Source organism: Arthrobacter sp. BF1 (genome assembly GCF_056680215.1).
Map to the genome: position 1 here is coordinate 1508295 of NZ_CM155271.1, position 15932 is coordinate 1524226.

Consider the following 15932-nt stretch of genomic DNA (forward strand, 5'->3'; position numbering starts at 1 on the left):
AGGGGGCATCTACGTGCACCACTGCGGCCGGAAAATCGCTAGTCTAGTAGTCACAACATCATCTATTGGAAGGCGGCCGGCATCGTGAGTAATGCAGAAGCCACGACTTCATCAGACCCTACCGGATCGGGTACGGCTGAAGCTGCGCCCGCCTATAATCCGGAAGCTGCACGGCTCCGGGCCCTGCTGGAGCCCTCGGTCCAGGCCAACCGCCTCTACCTGGAGGACGTGTCCATCATTCCCGGCTCCCACCGTGTGGTCCACGTAGTGGTGGACCTGCCGCAGGAGGAAACAGGCGGCGTGAATCTTGATGTCATTGCGGACATTTCCAGGGTCCTCTCGGACGTCCTGGACAATGATCCTGCGGACGACGGACGGCCCTACGATCTCGAGGTGTCTTCCCCCGGCGTCGGGCGTCCCCTGACGGAACCCAGGCACTGGCACAGGGCCAAGGGCCGCCTGGTCAAGATCAACGTCATCCAGGGCGAAAACGTCACCGGCAGGGTGCAGTCCGTAGACGAAAACGGCGTGACCATCATCCCGGAAATTGCCGTCAAGAAGGGCATGAAGCCCAAGCAGGGCGAGCCCCAGAATCTTCCTTTCGACAGGATCCGTAACGGAAAAGTCGAGATCGAATTCAGCCACCTTGAAGAAGCTGGTCTGGAACCTGAGCACAATGGACCTTCTGAGGAGGCCTGATGGATATTGACATGAGCGCACTGAGGCTTCTGGAGCGTGAGCGCGAAATCCCGCTGGACCTTCTGATCCCCACCATCGAGCAGGCGCTCCTGGTGGCGTACCACAAGTCGCCCGGCGCCTTCGAAAAGGCCCGGGCCGAGCTGGACCGCAAGAGCGGTCACGTGACTATTTGGGCTGTGGAGATTGACGACGACGGCGCCCCCATCGGCGAGTTCGAGGACACGCCTGCCGGTTTCGGCCGGATCGCGGCAAGCACCGCCCGCCAGATCATCCTGCAGCGCCTGCGCGACGTCGAGGACGACAACATCCTCGGTGAGTTCAAGGGCCGCGAGGGTGAACTGGTGGCCGGCCTGATCCAGCAGGGCAACAATCCGCACATGATCCAGGTCAACCTGGGCGCGGTGGAGGCGCTGCTGCCGCCGCCCGAACAGGTGCCGGGGGAGAAGTACACCCACGGCAACCGGCTCCGCGCCCTGGTCATTGATGTGCACCGCGGCACCAAGGGCCCGTCCGTCACGCTGTCCCGTTCACACCCGGGCCTGGTACGGAAGCTGTTTGAGCTGGAGGTCCCGGAGATCGCGGACCGCTCCGTGGAGATCGTCGCCCTTGCCCGCGAGGCCGGTCACCGGACCAAGATCGCCGTCAAGGCCAACGCCGCCGGCATCAATGCCAAGGGTGCATGCATCGGTGAAATGGGTTCACGTGTCCGCGCCGTCATGACGGAACTGAACGACGAAAAGATCGACATCGTCGACTTCAGCGAGGACCCCGCAACGTTCATCGCCAGCGCACTGTCCCCGTCCCGGGTGAATTCGGTCACGATCGTCGACGAAGCAACCCGCTCCGCACGTGTGGTGGTTCCGGACTACCAGCTCTCCCTGGCCATCGGCAAGGAAGGCCAGAACGCCCGCCTGGCGGCAAAGCTCACCGGCTGGCGGATCGATATCGTTTCGGACGCCGTCGCACCAACGCAAAGCTGAACCGACTCCAACGCATCGGCCCGCTCTGGATCATGCCGGCCGATGCACTGGTTTCGGGCAGAACGGCCCTGAGGGGCTAGAATAGACAATGACCGCGCCTAACGGCCGGTATTCGTGTGCCCTGAGTGTTTTCGTTCGCTAACCGGCGGCGGGAACCCCGGGGCCGGCAGTTATGAACGTCAGGAAGATGCTCACCGTGGCAGAAGTGCTTCACAGCGCGATTCAGCACAGCGAGGATCAACCGCAGCGTACCTGCATCGGATGCCGGAAGAAGGCTCCGCGGTCTGAGTTACTCCGGCTCGTCGCCGAAGGCAGCGGTTCCACCGCAGTGCTGGTAGACGAACGACGCCGGATGGCTGGCAGGGGTGCATGGCTGCACCCCAGCGAAACGTGCCTGGCCCTGGCGGTCAAACGGCGAGCATTCGGAAGGGCCCTCAACGGCGCAACCGGGGCCACCGCCGTCGAACGCTGGATCCTGGCAGGTAAGCAGGCTGCCGGCCCGCTGCAGAAGTCCTCGGTCACTGCAGCAAAAACCGTCCAACCTGAAAGCGGGTCAGAAAACTGATGGAAACCCGATGAGTTCCCAGCGATGAGTGCGCAACGATGACAAATTTGTTGCGCTCTGCAATGGGCCCTTCAGCTGCAACCGCGGCTGGGGCCCGCAGTAAGAAGTAGACGGTTCGTGCCTGGCTCGGTGCGGACCGAGACAGGAGAAATGTGGCCAAGGTCCGCGTACACGAGCTCGCTAAAGAGCTCGGTATTACTTCCAAAGATGCAGTGACAAAACTGCAGGAACTGGGCGAATTCGTTCGCTCCGCCTCTTCAACTATTGAGGCCCCGGTGGTGCGGAAGCTCCGCAACGCCTACCCCGACGCCGCGGCCAAGGCCGCAGCTCCGGCAGCCGCGCCCAAGGCGCCTGCCCCGTCGGCAGAATCACGTCCCGCAGCACCTGCTCCGGGTCCCGCAGCTCCCAAGGCCCCGGCAGCACCTGCTGCTGCGGCTCCGGCTGCAGCAGCTCCCTCAGCGCCGGCCGCCCCTGCTGCCGCCGCTCCGGCTGCGCCTGCAGCACCCGCTGCAGCAGCCCCGGCCGCAAGTGCCCCGGGCACCGGCGCCAAGCCCGGTGCCCGGCCCGCACCCAAGGCCGAAACCCCGTCAGCCCCCACCCGCTCCGGCGGATCGGGCTCGCAGGGCGGCTCTGCACCGCGCCCCGGCGGCCCCCGCCCGGGCAACAATCCGTTCGCCACGTCCCAGGGCATGCCCCGCGGCCGCGGTGGCGATGGAGAACGTGCTCCGCGTCCGGGTAACAACCCGTTCGCTCCCGCGCAGGGCATGCCCCGCGCGGGTGGACGTCCCGACAGCGAACGCCCCGGTGGTCCGCGTCCCGCAGCCGGTGCAGGTGGCCCCCGTCCGGGTGGTCCGCGTCCCGCGGCCGGTGCAGGCGGCCCCCGTCCCGCTGCTGGCGCAGGTGGACCCCGCCCGGGTGCACCGCGTCCCGCGGGTGCCGGTGGAAACCGTCCTACTCCGGGCATGATGCCCAACCGCACTGAGCGTCCCGCACCCGCTGGTGCAGGACGTCCCGGCGGCGGGGCCCGTGGACCCGGACGCCCGGGTGGCGCTCCCGGTACAGGCGGCGCTCCCGGTGCCGGTGGCGGCGCTCCGGCCGGCGGCGGCTTCGGCAAGGGTGGCCGCGGTCGCGGTGGCACCCAGGGTGCCTTCGGTAAGGGCGGCGCAGGCCGTGGCAAGCAGCGCAAGTCGAAGCGCGCCAAGCGCCAGGAACTTGAGCAGATGAGTGCCCCGTCGCTGGGTGGCGTGAGCGTACCCCGCGGCGACGGCAACACCGTAGTGCGGCTCCGCCGCGGTTCGTCCATCACGGACTTTGCCGACAAGATCGAGGCAAACCCCGCAGCACTGGTCACCGTCCTGTTCCACCTGGGCGAAATGGCCACGGCCACCCAGTCACTGGATGAGGAAACGTTCGCACTGCTCGGCGAGGAGCTTGGTTACAAGCTTCAGGTCGTGTCGCCGGAGGACGAGGAGCGCGAGCTGCTCTCCGGTTTCGACATTGACTTCGACGCCGAGCTTGAAGCAGAAGGCGACGAAGACCTCGAGGCGCGTCCTCCGGTTGTCACCGTCATGGGCCACGTTGACCACGGTAAAACCCGACTGCTCGATGCCATCCGCAAGTCCGACGTTGTGGCGGGCGAACACGGCGGCATTACGCAGCACATTGGTGCCTACCAGGTCGCCCACACCCACGAAGGCGTAGATCGCAAGATCACCTTCATCGATACTCCGGGCCACGAGGCGTTCACCGCCATGCGTGCCCGTGGTGCGAAGGTCACCGACATCGCCATCCTGGTGGTTGCCGCGGACGACGGCGTTATGCCGCAGACCGTTGAAGCCCTCAACCACGCACAGGCAGCGAATGTGCCGATCGTGGTTGCAGTGAACAAGATCGACAAGGAAGACGCCAACCCGGACAAGGTCCGTGGCCAGCTGACCGAGTACGGCCTGGTTCCCGAGGAATACGGTGGCGACACCATGTTCGTGGAGGTCTCTGCCCGCCAGAACCTCAACATTGACGAGCTGCTTGAGGCTGTGCTGCTCACCGCAGACGCCGCCCTGGACATGCGCGCCAACCCGAACAAGGACGCCCGCGGTATCGCGATTGAAGCGAACCTGGACAAGGGACGCGGTGCAGTTGCCACCGTCCTCGTGCAGTCCGGTACGCTGCGTGTCGGTGACACGATCGTGGCAGGCACGGCCCACGGCCGCGTCCGCGCCATGTTCGACGACGACGGCAGTGCCCTGACCGAGGCCGGCCCGTCCCGCCCCGTGCAGGTACTGGGTCTGTCCAACGTGCCACGCGCCGGCGACACCTTCTTTGTGACTGCTGACGAGCGCACCGCCCGCCAGATCGCCGAGAAGCGTGAAGCAGCCGACCGCAACGCCGCACTGGCCAAGCGCCGCAAGCGCATCAGCCTCGAAGACTTCGACCAGGCCGTGGCCGCTGGCAAGATCGACACCCTCAACCTCATCCTCAAGGGTGACGTTTCCGGTGCCGTGGAAGCCCTCGAAGACGCCCTGCTCAAGATCGACGTCGGCGAAGGCGTGCAGCTGCGCGTCATCCACCGCGGTGTTGGTGCCATCACGCAGAACGACGTCAACCTGGCGACGGTCGATAGCGCCGTCATCATCGGCTTCAACGTCAAGCCTGCCGAGCGTGTTGCCGAACTGGCAGACCGCGAAGGCGTCGACATGCGCTTCTACTCCGTCATCTACGGAGCGATCGACGACATCGAGATGGCTCTCAAGGGCATGCTCAAGCCGGAGTACGAAGAAGTCCAGCTGGGCACCGCCGAGGTCCGCGAAGTGTTCCGTTCCTCCAAGTTCGGCAACATTGCAGGCTCCATCGTTCGCTCGGGCATCATCCGACGCAACACGAAGGCCCGCGTCAGCCGCGACGGCAAGATCATCGGTGACAACCTCACCGTTGAGACGCTCAAGCGCTTCAAGGACGACGCCACTGAGGTCCGCACGGACTTCGAGTGTGGTATCGGTCTTGGTTCGTTCAACGACATCACCGAAGGCGACATCATTGAGACCTTCGAGATGCGCGAAAAGCCGCGCGTCTAAGTTGTTGCTTTGACTGGCGGGGCCGCTGGGATTTTCCGGCGGCCCCGCCCCTTCGCTGGGTGGCCAACGTCTTACGACGTCGGCCACCCAGCTTCGGCAGGCCCGATGCCACTCCCAGGCCGCCGGAAAAATCCCACCGGCGTCCGTCGTAGACTCGCCTTAGGTGCGTGGCATCAAAACCCAACAGTTGTGCGGGTGCCGTTCCGGTGCCGTCGTACAGCCCAAATTTTTAGGAGTGGAAATGGCTGATCCCGCACGGGCTGCCAAGTTGGCGCAGCGGATCAAGGTTGTTATTGCGGAGGCTCTTGGCCGGAAGGTTAAAGATCCCCGGCTGGAGGGCATTACTGTTACTGATGCCCGCGTGACCAATGATCTGCAGCACGCCACGATCTACTACACCGTTTTCGGTGACCAGGCTGTTCAGCTGGATGCCGCCAAAGGTCTCGAGAAGGCCAAGGGTGTGCTCCGCCAGGAAGTGGGCCGGAACGTTACTGTTCGGCTGACCCCCACCCTGGAATTCGTGGCCGACCAGATTCCTGTGGTCGCCTCCAATCTTGAGGAACTCCTTCGGGAGGCCAAGAAGCGCGACGCCGAAGTGGCTGCCCTTGCCGAGAACGCCAAGCATGCCGGCGACGCCGATCCCTACAAGAGCGATATTCCCGCCGATGTGGAGATTGACGAGGACGACTTCGACGAAGAGGACCTTGACCTCACCGACGCCGAAGAACTCGACGAAGACGGCAACAAGTAAAGTCTCACGCATGGAAGGCCCGGTCTGCACTTACTGCGGACCGGGCCTTCTCTCGTCTGCCGGGCCCATGCACCCCGCAGGATCTAACGGATGCTGGCCTTAATCACCGTTCCAGCCGGTGCCCCGGGGCCGAAGCCTGCCGTGGCATAGAGGGTATCCCCGCGCAGTTCCACCGCTGCAGGGCCTTTCACAGCCAGGAACTGCGACTGCTCACGGCTCCGCGCGTCAATCTTGACGATCTCGTTACCGAACATCGATGCCGCATAGACGTCGCCGTCGTCGGCTACCGCGATGCCCGTGGGGCTCAGGATATCCTCGGCCCACAGGCGCGTTGCGCCCGTCCATGGATTCACCTTGAAGATCGCACCACGGGCGCCGAGGGACGGGTCCTCGGGACCGCCCGGGAGCGACGAGACGTAGAGCCAGCCGTCGGGGCCGATCTCGACGTCCGTTGGCACAGATTCAAAGGCATATTCGTGGCCGACAACACAGGCAGGGGCTTCAACCGTCCCTCCCGCCATGTCGATCGGGATCCTGGTGCCGGCAGGGATGACGGCGGGCCGGGGCGGCAGCACGGCGAGGGTGGAGATATCACCGGTATCGGCATTGACTTCCAGGATGGCATTCGCGCCGGCGTCGGCGATGTACAGCGTGTCGCCGTTGACCGCAGTGGCATAGGGATGCGAATCAACCAATCCTTCGTACCGGGCAGGCGGGAAAAGGGGCCAGCCCTTCAGGCACTCGTCAGAAACCTCGTCACCGAACCCATACTGTTGGTCGGCGTCCGGGTTGTGGGCGCGTTCGTAGCTGGCGAGGTCCGCGATAGTACGCACTTCGCCCGACCGGTCGACGGACTTGACGAAGCCTTTGAGCGCATCCGGGTTACCGCCGCCGGCCCCCACGCTCTCCAGGAAATAGGTTGTTCCGCCCCTGGTTTCGACGCCGGCAACATCCCACTCGGCCTTGGTGTAGACGTTGGCGAGTTGGCCGTCATCCTGCACACGGTCCAGTCGGCCGGAAAAATTCTGCGTGACAAGCACAGAGTCGGTCTTGTCGACCGCGAGGCTCAAGGGCGAGAGCAGCCCCGTGGCGAGGGTCTCCGGCTCCGGCTCTGGCGAGGAACCGGCCGCGGCCGGTCCTATGGGAATGACTAACGCCGCCGCGGCAAGGCACGCGGCATAGGGAAACTTCTTCTTCATTGCATCCTCCGGATTGAGGTGCGCCACCCCGCAGACGGGGCAAGGCAATGAGACCAAAGTTGATATGGACTTATACAGCCCCCGGGCGCAAGATTAGTCCTCCGGGGCGGCGCCGTCGACTGATTTTTCCCCTCGAGTGCCCCCTATTTTGACCGCGCAGCGCCCGGTGATGGCTAGGATCTAGCTATGACTCAGGCGAGCGCGAACCACGATGCCACCCCGTACCTGCAGCAGGCCATTGAGCTGGCCATCCGGAACGTTGAAGCCGGGGGCGGTCCTTTCGGTGCACTGGTGGTAACCCCGGACGGCGGCATCCACGAGGGCGTCAACCGGGTCACCCGCGATAACGATCCCACTGCCCATGCAGAAGTTGTTGCAATCCGGACGGCAGCCACTGCCACTGCGAACTTTGATCTCAGCGGCGCAGTGCTTTACACCAGCTGTGAGCCATGCCCGCTCTGCCTCTCAGCCGCCCTGTGGGCACGGATCGACCGTGTCTATTTCGCGGCGGACCGCCACGGTGCGGCGGCCGCCGGTTTCGACGATGCCGTGTTCTACGACTATTTTGCAGGCACCAGACCGGAACTGATGCCGGTGGCGCACGAGGCGATTCCGACGTCGGACGCCCCGTTCGAGGCGTGGCGCGCCAATGCGCAACGCACGGAATACTGAGTCCGGAGGCACCTCGTGGAACCTGCACTGATCAACTGTCCGGGTTGTGGCAAAACCAACCGGGTCCCGGCCGCTGCGTCCGGCCGTCCACGTTGTGGAAACTGCAAGCAGGGACTGCCATGGATCACCGCCGCAGGGGACGACGACTTTGCCCTCGTTGCGGAGCAGTCCCCGGTCCCGGTGCTCGTTGACTTCTGGGCCGCCTGGTGCGGACCTTGCCGGATGGTGAGCCCTGTCCTGGATAAGCTGGCCACTGAGCGGGCCGGCGGCATCAAGCTCGTCAAAGTCGATGTTGACCGGGCGCCGCGGCTCTCCAACCGGTTCGACGTCCAGGCCATTCCCACGTTGATGGTCATGGCCGGGGGCAAGGTGCTGGCTAAACAGGCAGGGGCAGCGCCGGCTGCCGCCTTACGCTCCTGGCTCGATTCGGCACTGGCCGGACACTCTTAACCGCGCCGACTTGTCTTAACCGGGCCGGCCGTCCTAGGCGCGCTGTTTATAGCCGCCCTGTGCTAGTTGCGTCCCGGCAACCGGCCGAGGCCTTCAACGAGCTGCGGCCGGTCGCCGCACAGTGCGATCCGGACCCAGCCCTCGCCGATGGAGCCGAAGGCCGTGCCCGGCGCCAGTGCCACGCCGGAGTCGGCCAGGAAGCTGTGGGTCCAGCCGCGGACGTCGCCGCCACTGGCATGGGAGACGTCGGCCCAGAGGTAAAACGCACCCTGCGCGCTCAAGTAGCGGATGCCTTTGGCCGCCAGCACTGCGGAGGCCGCGTCCCTGTTGGCGCGGTAGTGCGCGTGGGCTTCGCGTACGTAGTCCTGGGGCCCGGTCAGGGCCGCCAGAGCTGAATACTGCGACGGCGAAGCGACGCAGGAGACGATCGCTTCCATCACGTTGTTCATGGTGCGCTCCAGGCCAGGCGGACAGATCAGCGCGCCGATCCTCAGGCCAGTCAGTCCGTACGTCTTGGACAGGGTCAGTGAGGTGAAGACGCGCGCCTCGCCGGGGACATCGCTGTCGAACCGTGCCGGGCTGACGTGCGGAACATCGTACGTGAACGCCTCATAGCACTCGTCGGAAATGACCCAGAGGTCATGCCTGCGTGCCAATTCCACGAGCTGCCGGGTCAGGTCTTCACCCAGGACGGCCCCGAGCGGGTTGGACGGCGAGTTCAGGATCAGGACGCGCGTCCGGTCGGTGATGAGCGCCTCAAGGTCCTGGACCCGGGGCTGGAAGTCCTGGTCCGGATACAACGGGTAGCTCACCGGAACGGCGTTCAAAAGCCGGCAGGTCATGGCGAACGTGGGGTAGCCGGGGTTGGGGATCAGCACCTCGTCGCCGGGGGAGAGGAGGAGGCTCATGGCAAAGTGCAGGCCCTGCTGGGCGCCGTCCACCACGTAGGCGCGCTCAGCACCGATCCTGCGCCCGTCCAGGCCGGCTCGCTCGCTGAACCTCGCCGCGAAAGCATCGCGGAGTGCAGGGATACCGGCGTTGGGCGTGTAGTTGGTCTCGTCCCGGTCCAGGCAGGCCATGCCGGCCTCCAGGACATGGCGGGGCAGCGGGAAGCCCGGTTCGCCGATACTGAGCACTATTGCACCGGGTGTCCGCCAGGCAGCTTCAGTGATTTCGCGGATCTGGTTGACGGGGACGTCGCGGGCGTGCGCGGCAAGCTCAGGCATGCCTGCAATCCTAACCGGCCCGCCATCACGTGGGCGGGGGGCGGTGCCGGCGCCGATATACTGGGGAGCGTGCTTTCTGGACTGGTGATAGTGGACAAACCGCAGGGATGGACCAGCCATGATGTGGTTGGCCGGATGCGGCGCATTGCCGGAACCCGGAAAGTGGGCCATGCCGGGACCCTGGACCCCATGGCGACGGGCGTGCTGGTGGTGGGGATCAACAAGGCCACGCGCCTGCTGACCTACATCGTGGGCACCTCCAAAACATATACGGCCACCATCCGACTGGGCGAGTCCACCATCACGGACGACGCCGAAGGCGACGTTATCGCCACCGTCAGTGCCGCTGCCGTCGTCGATGAAGCAATTCACGACGGCGTGACAGCCCTTACGGGCGAGATCCAGCAGGTGCCCAGCAGCGTGAGCGCCATCAAAGTGAACGGTGAACGCGCCTATGCCAGGGTGCGCTCCGGCGAAGAAGTGAAGCTCGCGGCGCGCTCGGTCACCATCCACCGCTTCGACATCCACGGCATCCGGCGGGAGCGGGGCGGTGACCTCATAGACATCGATGTCACCGTGGAGTGCTCCTCCGGCACGTACATCAGGGCGCTCGCCCGGGACCTCGGCGACGGACTGGGTGTAGGCGGGCACCTCACGGCTCTCCGCCGGACCCACGTGGGGCCCTATTCCCTGGACCAGGCCCGCACCCTCGAGCAGTTGGCCGAAGAGCTTACTGTCCTGGAAATGTCCCAGGCGGCACGGGCATTGATGCCTAACCGCGAACTGTCTGTTGAGGAAACCACCGAGATCTCCTTCGGCCGCCGCATCGCGGCAGGGGCGCCCGCCGGCAGCCCCGGGGCAGCCACCACCGAACACCCCGCGGCGGCTTTTGCGCCCGATGGCAGCCTGGTGGCGCTGTTGGCCGATGCGGGCAACTTCGCCAAGCCGGTCCTGGTGTTCGCGCCCGGGAACGCTTCGTCCGCAAACGTAGCCGGCAGGGACGCCTAGGTATGGACGCCTTTTTCTACATCATTCTTGTGGTGGGCCTGCTTTCGAGCGGAACCTGCCTGGTGGCCGGCATTTTCAAGAAGGCACCCAACGACATCACCATCCTTTCGGTCGCAGCCGTGGAACTGGCACTCGTGGTCTATTTGGTGGGTTCCATCGTGAGGGTGATCGCAGGCGAACCCATCGCCGGGGAGGCCTGGGAATTCTGGGGCTACCTGGCCACGGCAATGCTCCTGCCACCGGCCGCCGTTTACTGGGCCATCCTCGAACGGACCCGGTGGAGCAACTTTGTCCTGGCCGCCGTCGGTGTCACCGCGGTCGTGATGGCCGCCCGAATGAACCAGATCTGGTACTGACATGGAAGAAGCCCGCAACGTGAATGCTCCTCATCCCGAAGCGACTCCGAACCACGGATCGGCCTCCGCCAAGGACGCCCGCAACGCCGATTCAGCCGGCGCCGACACCGGCAGCACAGACACACCTCACGCAGACACGGCCACTACCGACGCCCGCAGCACCCGCAATACCGGGCCGGGCAGGCTGCTGATTGCCGTCTATGCGGTGTTTGCCATTTCCGCCACGGCCCGGGCCGGCTACCAGATCCTGACCAAGTTTTCCGATGCCCCGCTGGCGTACCTGCTGTCCGCTTTCGCCGCGGTTGTGTACCTCGTGGCCACCGTTTCGCTGGCCAAGCCAGGCAGTACCTGGTTCAAGGTGTCGCTGGTCGCCGTTCTGGTGGAGCTCGTCGGAGTTCTGGTGGTGGGCGCATTGAGTGTCGTCGATCCGGTGGCTTTCCCGCACGAAACGGTCTGGTCGCTTTTCGGCCGGGGTTACGCGTTCATACCCCTGCTGCTCCCCATCCTCGGGCTGGTCTGGCTGTACCGTCGCCGGCCGGGCAAGCGCCTGTCCGGCGCTGGGAACTAGCCAAGAACGCCTTCTCCAACCACAGGCAGCTGCCCCCAGCAATGCGGGCAGCTGCCCCGGTTTACCGCAGGAAGCTTTTACTTCTTACCGAATTTACTCTTTACCGCCTATTTCTTACCGAAAAGGCCACCAAGAAGGCCGCCCAGCCCGTCTGACTTGTCATCTTCCGGCGGCGCCTTTTCCTCGCCGGGAAGATCCACTTGGATGGCCTCCGAGGGCTGAACGGAGCGCTTCCCGGGCAGGCGCTGGAGCCCGGGCTCCTGTGCCGCGTCGGGACGCTGACCTGCCGGGGACTCTTCTGGCGTGCCTGTACCAGCGCGGGCGCCCGTCCCGCCACCGAGCAGCCCGCCGAGGCCACCCAGGATGCTGTCCAACACCGAGCCCTGCTGCCCCGGTCCCGCATTTCTTCCGGCACCTGCTCCCGCGCCGGCTCCAAGGATTCCGCCCAGAATGCCGCCAAGGTCGATGCCGCCAGCCTGGCTTTGTCCAGCTCCGCCGGCTCCAACACCACCGGCTCCAACACCACCGGCTCCAACACTGCCGGGCTGCGAAGCCTGACCGCTGCCCGGGCCGCCCTGCCCGAAGATCTTCTTGGCGAGGTAGGACATAACGATGGGTGCCAGGATGGGCAAGGCCTTGCGGATGAGGTCACCGCCCACACCACCCAGCCCCGCAGTACCGGCCAGTTGCGCGGCCACCTGGTCCTGCTGGCCGCCAAACACGTGACCAACAATTTTTTCGCCGTCGGCGGTGTCCACCTGGCTCACGTCCACGCCGCCGTCGAGCAGGCCGTCCTGGTGCTGGCCGAGCGCCGATTGAAGCGAAGCGGCGCCGCCGGGAGCCTGGGCGTTGGTGTGCATGCCCGCCAGCAGGGTGGGCAGGGCCGCTTCCACGGCCGACTGCGCGGTGGCCGGGTCGGTGCCCAGCAGCGCCGCCACCTGGTTAACGTCAATCTGGTTGAGAAGGTCGTGAATCTCGGTCATGAGGTACTCCTTCAGCGCCGCGGCTGGTCGCGGACATGGGTTTTTACGGCACGCGCAGTGTGTCGTAGGAGGACTGCCCTTGAATCGTAGTCCCGGCGCCCGGCCTGCTACTAGGGGGATAGCCGCGTGATTTCGCGCCTGCTGCGCGCCACCGGTCCGCGTCAGGAAGGCATGCTTAATGCGGGTAATCTTAGAGAGTTCCGGCGCCGGCGCGTTCGGATAGATGTCAGTGCAGGCAGTAAAAGGCGAGGGTGATGGTCTACATCTGGAACGATCCGTCCGAGGTCCCGGCGGACTTTGGTCCCTCCGTTGTCACTTTCGGCAACTTCGACGGCGTCCATCGCGGCCACCAACAAGTGCTCTCCGAGCTCATCCGGTCCGCCCGCCTCAACGGGACCAAAGCCGTTGCTGTGACCTTTGATCCGCATCCGGCGCTGATCCACCGGCCGGAGACCGCGCCCGAGATGATCATGGGCCTGGAGGACAAACTGGTGGCCTTGGGGGAGCTGGGCCTGGACGGCATCCTGGTCATGAAGTATTCGCTGAACCTCGCCAGCCTGACTCCCGAGGAATTCGTTGGCCAGGTCCTGGTGGACAGCCTCCACGCCAGCCACGTCGTCATCGGCCACGACGCCCGGTTTGGCCGCGGCAACTCCGGCGACCTCGACACCATGAAGCAGCTGGGCGAGAAGTTCAACTTCGACGTTCAGGTCATCAGCGAGTTCGGCTCCGAAGGCTACCCGCTGCATAGCGAAGGCGGCACCGACCGGCGCTGTTCCTCCACCTGGGTGCGGGAAGCACTGCAGGAAGGCGACGTCGCCACGGCGGCAGAGGTACTGGGCCGTCCACACCGCATGCGCGGCGAAGTGGTGCACGGCGCTGCCCGCGGCCGTGCCCTCGGGTTCCCCACCGCCAACCTCGCCCACGATGCCAGCGGGTTTGTCCCGGCAGACGGCATTTATGCGGGCTGGCTGGTTGACCAGGGCGGCAAACGCTGGCCCGCCGCAATCTCGGTGGGCTCGAACCCCACATTCGACGGCGTCAGCCGCCAGGTCGAAGCCCACGTGATCGACCGCCCCCATGAGGACGTGGAGGACTTCGATCTGTACGGCCAGACAGTAGTTGTGGAATTTGTGGCGCGGCTCCGCGGCATGGTGGCCTACCGTGGGCCTGAGGCGCTCGTTGACCAGATGCGGCTGGACGTCATCCAGGCCCACGATCTCCTGGCACTGCGCTGACCGGGCCGCCGGTAACCAAAGGCGGCCATCGTGAAGGAGAAAGGCAGCGCAGTGACCGTTGAGAAGAACACCCGCAAACTGGACAAGGGGATCGTCCGCGATTTCAGTTCCCGGATGAGCTACGCGTCCTACCTCCAGTTGCCCACTCTTCTCAGCGCCCAGCAGCCGGTCAGCCAGCCCGAGCACCACGACGAAATGCTGTTCATCATCCAGCACCAGACCACAGAGCTGTGGCTGAAGCTGGTACTGCATGAGCTCCGCAGCGCGGCCGCCTGGCTGCGTGCCGACGATCTTGGCTCAGCGCTCAAGGGCATCGCGCGCGTCAAACACATCCAAAAGACACTCACCGAACAATGGTCGGTCCTGGCTACGCTGACGCCAACGGAGTACTCCCAGTTCCGCGGCTTCCTGGGCAATTCCTCGGGCTTCCAGTCCAGCCAGTACCGCGCGGTGGAATTTGTCCTCGGCAACAAGAACCGCAAGATGCTGCCGGTGTTCGAATCCGATCCGGCCGCCCACGACATGCTGACGGAGCTACTGAATGCCCCCAGCATCTACGATGAGTTCCTCTCGTACCTCGCGCGGAAGGGCTACGATGTGCCCCGAACCGTCCTGGAACGGGACGTCACCCGCGCCCACGAGTTCTGCCCGGAGTTGGTGCCGCTGTTCAAGCACATCTATGAAAACGCGGCGGACAACTGGGGAGCCTACGAGGCGTGCGAGGAGCTTGTGGATCTTGAAGACAACTTCCAGTTGTGGCGGTTCCGGCACCTTCGCACCGTGCAGCGGACCATCGGCATGAAATCAGGAACCGGCGGATCCAGCGGTGCCGCGTTCCTGCAGAAGGCCCTTGAACTCACCTTTTTCCCGGAGCTTTTCGCGGTACGGACGGAGATCGGCCAATGAGCAGCGCCACGGACGCAAAGATGGAAGATCACGACGCCGCCACCGGACTCGAGCGGGCTGGGCACCTTGACGCGATGGACCCGTTGGCGCGCTGCCGTGATCTTTTCATTGGCACGGACACGGACCTGTCCTACCTCGATGGCAACTCGCTGGGCCGGCCGCTGAAAAGCACCGTGACCGATATCAGCGCCTTCATCCAGGACGGCTGGGGCGGGCGGCTGATCCGCGGCTGGGATGAGGAATGGCTGGACCTCCCGCAGGCCATCGGCGACCAGTTGGGCCGTGCGGTCCTCGGCGCCGCGCCGGGCCAGGCCGTCATTGCCGACTCAACCACCGTGGTGCTCTACAAACTGATCCGCGCGGCCCTGGCCGCCGTGGCGGATCCAGCCCGGACAGAGATTGTCCTGGACACTGACAACTTCCCGACCGACCGGTACCTTGTCGAGGGAATCGCCCGGGAGGAAGGACTGACCCTCACCTGGATCGAAGCCGATCCGGCAAGGGGGGTGACCCCTGACCAGGTGCGGGACGCAACCGGACCAGCCACCGCCGTCGTACTTCTCAGCCACGTGGCGTACCGCTCGGGGTTCCTTGCCGATCTGCGGAGCATCACCGAAGTTGCGCACACTGCGGGGGCGCTGGTGGTGTGGGACCTCTGCCATTCCGCCGGTTCCGTGGAGCTGGACCTCGACGGCGCAGGCGTGGATTTTGCCGCCGGCTGCACGTATAAGTACCTCAACGGGGGACCGGGTTCGCCCGCGTTTGCCTACGTCAACGCCCGCCACCTGCCAGGCCTCCGGCAACCGATCTGGGGCTGGATGGGGCGGAAGGACGCCTTCGAGATGGCCGCCGGCTACGAACCGGCGCCCGGCATCCGGGGTTTCCTCAGCGGCACTCCCGCCATTTTCGGGATGCTGGCCATGCGCGGGACTTTGGACCTCATCGAGGAAACCGGCATGGCGGCCATTAGAGAGAAGTCGCTGAAACTTACCGCCTACGCCGTGGAGCTCTACGAGCCGTGGCTCGCGCCGCTGGGAGTGGAGCTGGCGTCACCGCGGGATCCCGAACGCAGGGGGAGCCACATCACCCTGGATCATCCGGCCTTCCGGAACGTGACCGCGGCGCTGTGGGAACAGGATGTCATCCCGGACTTCCGCGCGCCGCAGGGTATCCGGATTGGACTGTCGCCGCTGAGCACCAGCTTCGCCGAAGTGCACCGGGGAATGGCCGCAATCCGGGATCTCCTGCAGCGGTGACTGC

The 15932-nt window shown here is 65.3% G+C and carries 16 protein-coding genes; 13 read left to right on the top strand and 3 right to left on the bottom strand.

Annotation, left to right across the window (positions count from 1 at the left end; genetic code table 11):
- Positions 1-84: 84 nt before the first annotated feature.
- From rimP to rbfA, 5 genes are all read left to right on the top strand, one after another.
- Positions 85-699 carry a ribosome maturation factor RimP gene (gene rimP / locus AC1MCD_RS07090; protein WP_498677149.1) on the top strand — a complete coding sequence of 205 codons (615 nt, stop codon included), beginning with the start codon at positions 85-87 and terminating at the stop codon, positions 697-699.
- On the top strand, positions 699-1679 hold the full coding sequence (gene nusA / locus AC1MCD_RS07095; protein WP_498677150.1) for a transcription termination factor NusA: 981 nt from the start codon (positions 699-701) through the stop codon (positions 1677-1679). Before rimP ends, nusA begins: the two co-directional genes overlap by 1 nt.
- 187 nt (positions 1680-1866) lie before the next feature.
- Positions 1867-2244 (top strand): YlxR family protein, encoded by a 378-nt coding sequence (locus AC1MCD_RS07100; RefSeq protein ID WP_498678222.1) that lies wholly within the window; start codon positions 1867-1869, stop codon positions 2242-2244.
- 152 nt (positions 2245-2396) lie between these two features.
- A complete protein-coding gene (infB, locus tag AC1MCD_RS07105) occupies positions 2397-5315 on the top strand; it encodes a translation initiation factor IF-2 (protein WP_498677152.1) in 2919 nt (972 codons plus the stop codon).
- A 241-nt stretch (positions 5316-5556) separates the two neighbouring features.
- Entirely contained in the window at positions 5557-6066 is a 510-nt protein-coding gene (gene rbfA, locus AC1MCD_RS07110; protein WP_498677154.1) for a 30S ribosome-binding factor RbfA, read from the top strand.
- A gap of 83 nt (positions 6067-6149) precedes the next feature.
- Here rbfA and AC1MCD_RS07115 read toward each other — a convergent pair whose 3' ends face one another.
- Positions 6150-7265 carry a ScyD/ScyE family protein gene (locus AC1MCD_RS07115; protein WP_498677156.1) on the bottom strand — a complete coding sequence of 372 codons (1116 nt, stop codon included), beginning with the start codon at positions 7263-7265 and terminating at the stop codon, positions 6150-6152.
- Between the two features lie 186 nt (positions 7266-7451).
- On the opposite strand from AC1MCD_RS07115, the gene AC1MCD_RS07120 reads away from it, so the two are divergent.
- Together AC1MCD_RS07120 and trxA are read left to right on the top strand one after the other, a co-directional pair.
- Positions 7452-7937, top strand: coding sequence for a nucleoside deaminase (locus AC1MCD_RS07120; RefSeq protein ID WP_498677158.1), 486 nt, complete (start codon positions 7452-7454; stop codon positions 7935-7937).
- Between the two features lie 15 nt (positions 7938-7952).
- Complete coding sequence (gene trxA, locus AC1MCD_RS07125; RefSeq protein WP_498677161.1) at positions 7953-8387, top strand: thioredoxin; 435 nt, start codon at positions 7953-7955, stop codon at positions 8385-8387.
- Positions 8388-8449: 62 nt separating this feature from the next.
- On the opposite strand, the gene AC1MCD_RS07130 is transcribed toward trxA, so the two are convergent.
- The gene (locus tag AC1MCD_RS07130; RefSeq protein WP_498677164.1) at positions 8450-9613 is read right to left on the bottom strand and encodes a pyridoxal phosphate-dependent aminotransferase; all 1164 of its coding nucleotides are present in this window, start codon (positions 9611-9613) and stop codon (positions 8450-8452) included.
- A 69-nt stretch (positions 9614-9682) separates the two neighbouring features.
- Here AC1MCD_RS07130 and truB point away from each other — a divergent pair, with 69 nt between their 5' ends.
- Genes truB through AC1MCD_RS07145 form a run of 3 tightly spaced genes read left to right on the top strand, consistent with a single transcriptional unit; the run spans position 9683 to position 11545 of the window.
- Positions 9683-10621, top strand: a complete 939-nt coding sequence (truB, locus tag AC1MCD_RS07135) for a tRNA pseudouridine(55) synthase TruB (RefSeq protein WP_498677165.1) — start codon at positions 9683-9685, stop codon at positions 10619-10621.
- 2 nt (positions 10622-10623) lie between these two features.
- Positions 10624-10977: a hypothetical protein gene (locus AC1MCD_RS07140; RefSeq protein ID WP_498677166.1), complete on the top strand. Its 354-nt coding sequence runs from the start codon at positions 10624-10626 to the stop codon at positions 10975-10977.
- 1 nt (position 10978) lies between these two features.
- On the top strand, positions 10979-11545 hold the full coding sequence (locus AC1MCD_RS07145; protein ID WP_498677167.1) for a hypothetical protein: 567 nt from the start codon (positions 10979-10981) through the stop codon (positions 11543-11545).
- A gap of 107 nt (positions 11546-11652) precedes the next feature.
- Here AC1MCD_RS07145 and AC1MCD_RS07150 read toward each other — a convergent pair whose 3' ends face one another.
- Entirely contained in the window at positions 11653-12528 is an 876-nt protein-coding gene (locus tag AC1MCD_RS07150) for a DUF937 domain-containing protein (protein WP_498677168.1), read from the bottom strand.
- Between the two features lie 254 nt (positions 12529-12782).
- On the opposite strand from AC1MCD_RS07150, the gene AC1MCD_RS07155 reads away from it, so the two are divergent.
- The 3 genes from AC1MCD_RS07155 to kynU are packed head-to-tail and all read left to right on the top strand — an operon-like array spanning position 12783 to position 15928.
- On the top strand, positions 12783-13766 hold the full coding sequence (locus tag AC1MCD_RS07155; protein WP_498677169.1) for a bifunctional riboflavin kinase/FAD synthetase: 984 nt from the start codon (positions 12783-12785) through the stop codon (positions 13764-13766).
- A gap of 51 nt (positions 13767-13817) precedes the next feature.
- Positions 13818-14672 carry a tryptophan 2,3-dioxygenase gene (gene kynA / locus AC1MCD_RS07160; RefSeq protein ID WP_498678223.1) on the top strand — a complete coding sequence of 285 codons (855 nt, stop codon included), beginning with the start codon at positions 13818-13820 and terminating at the stop codon, positions 14670-14672.
- Positions 14669-15928, top strand: coding sequence for a kynureninase (gene kynU, locus AC1MCD_RS07165; protein ID WP_498677170.1), 1260 nt, complete (start codon positions 14669-14671; stop codon positions 15926-15928). The genes kynA and kynU overlap by 4 nt, the downstream gene beginning before the upstream one ends.
- Positions 15929-15932: the final 4 nt, after the last annotated feature.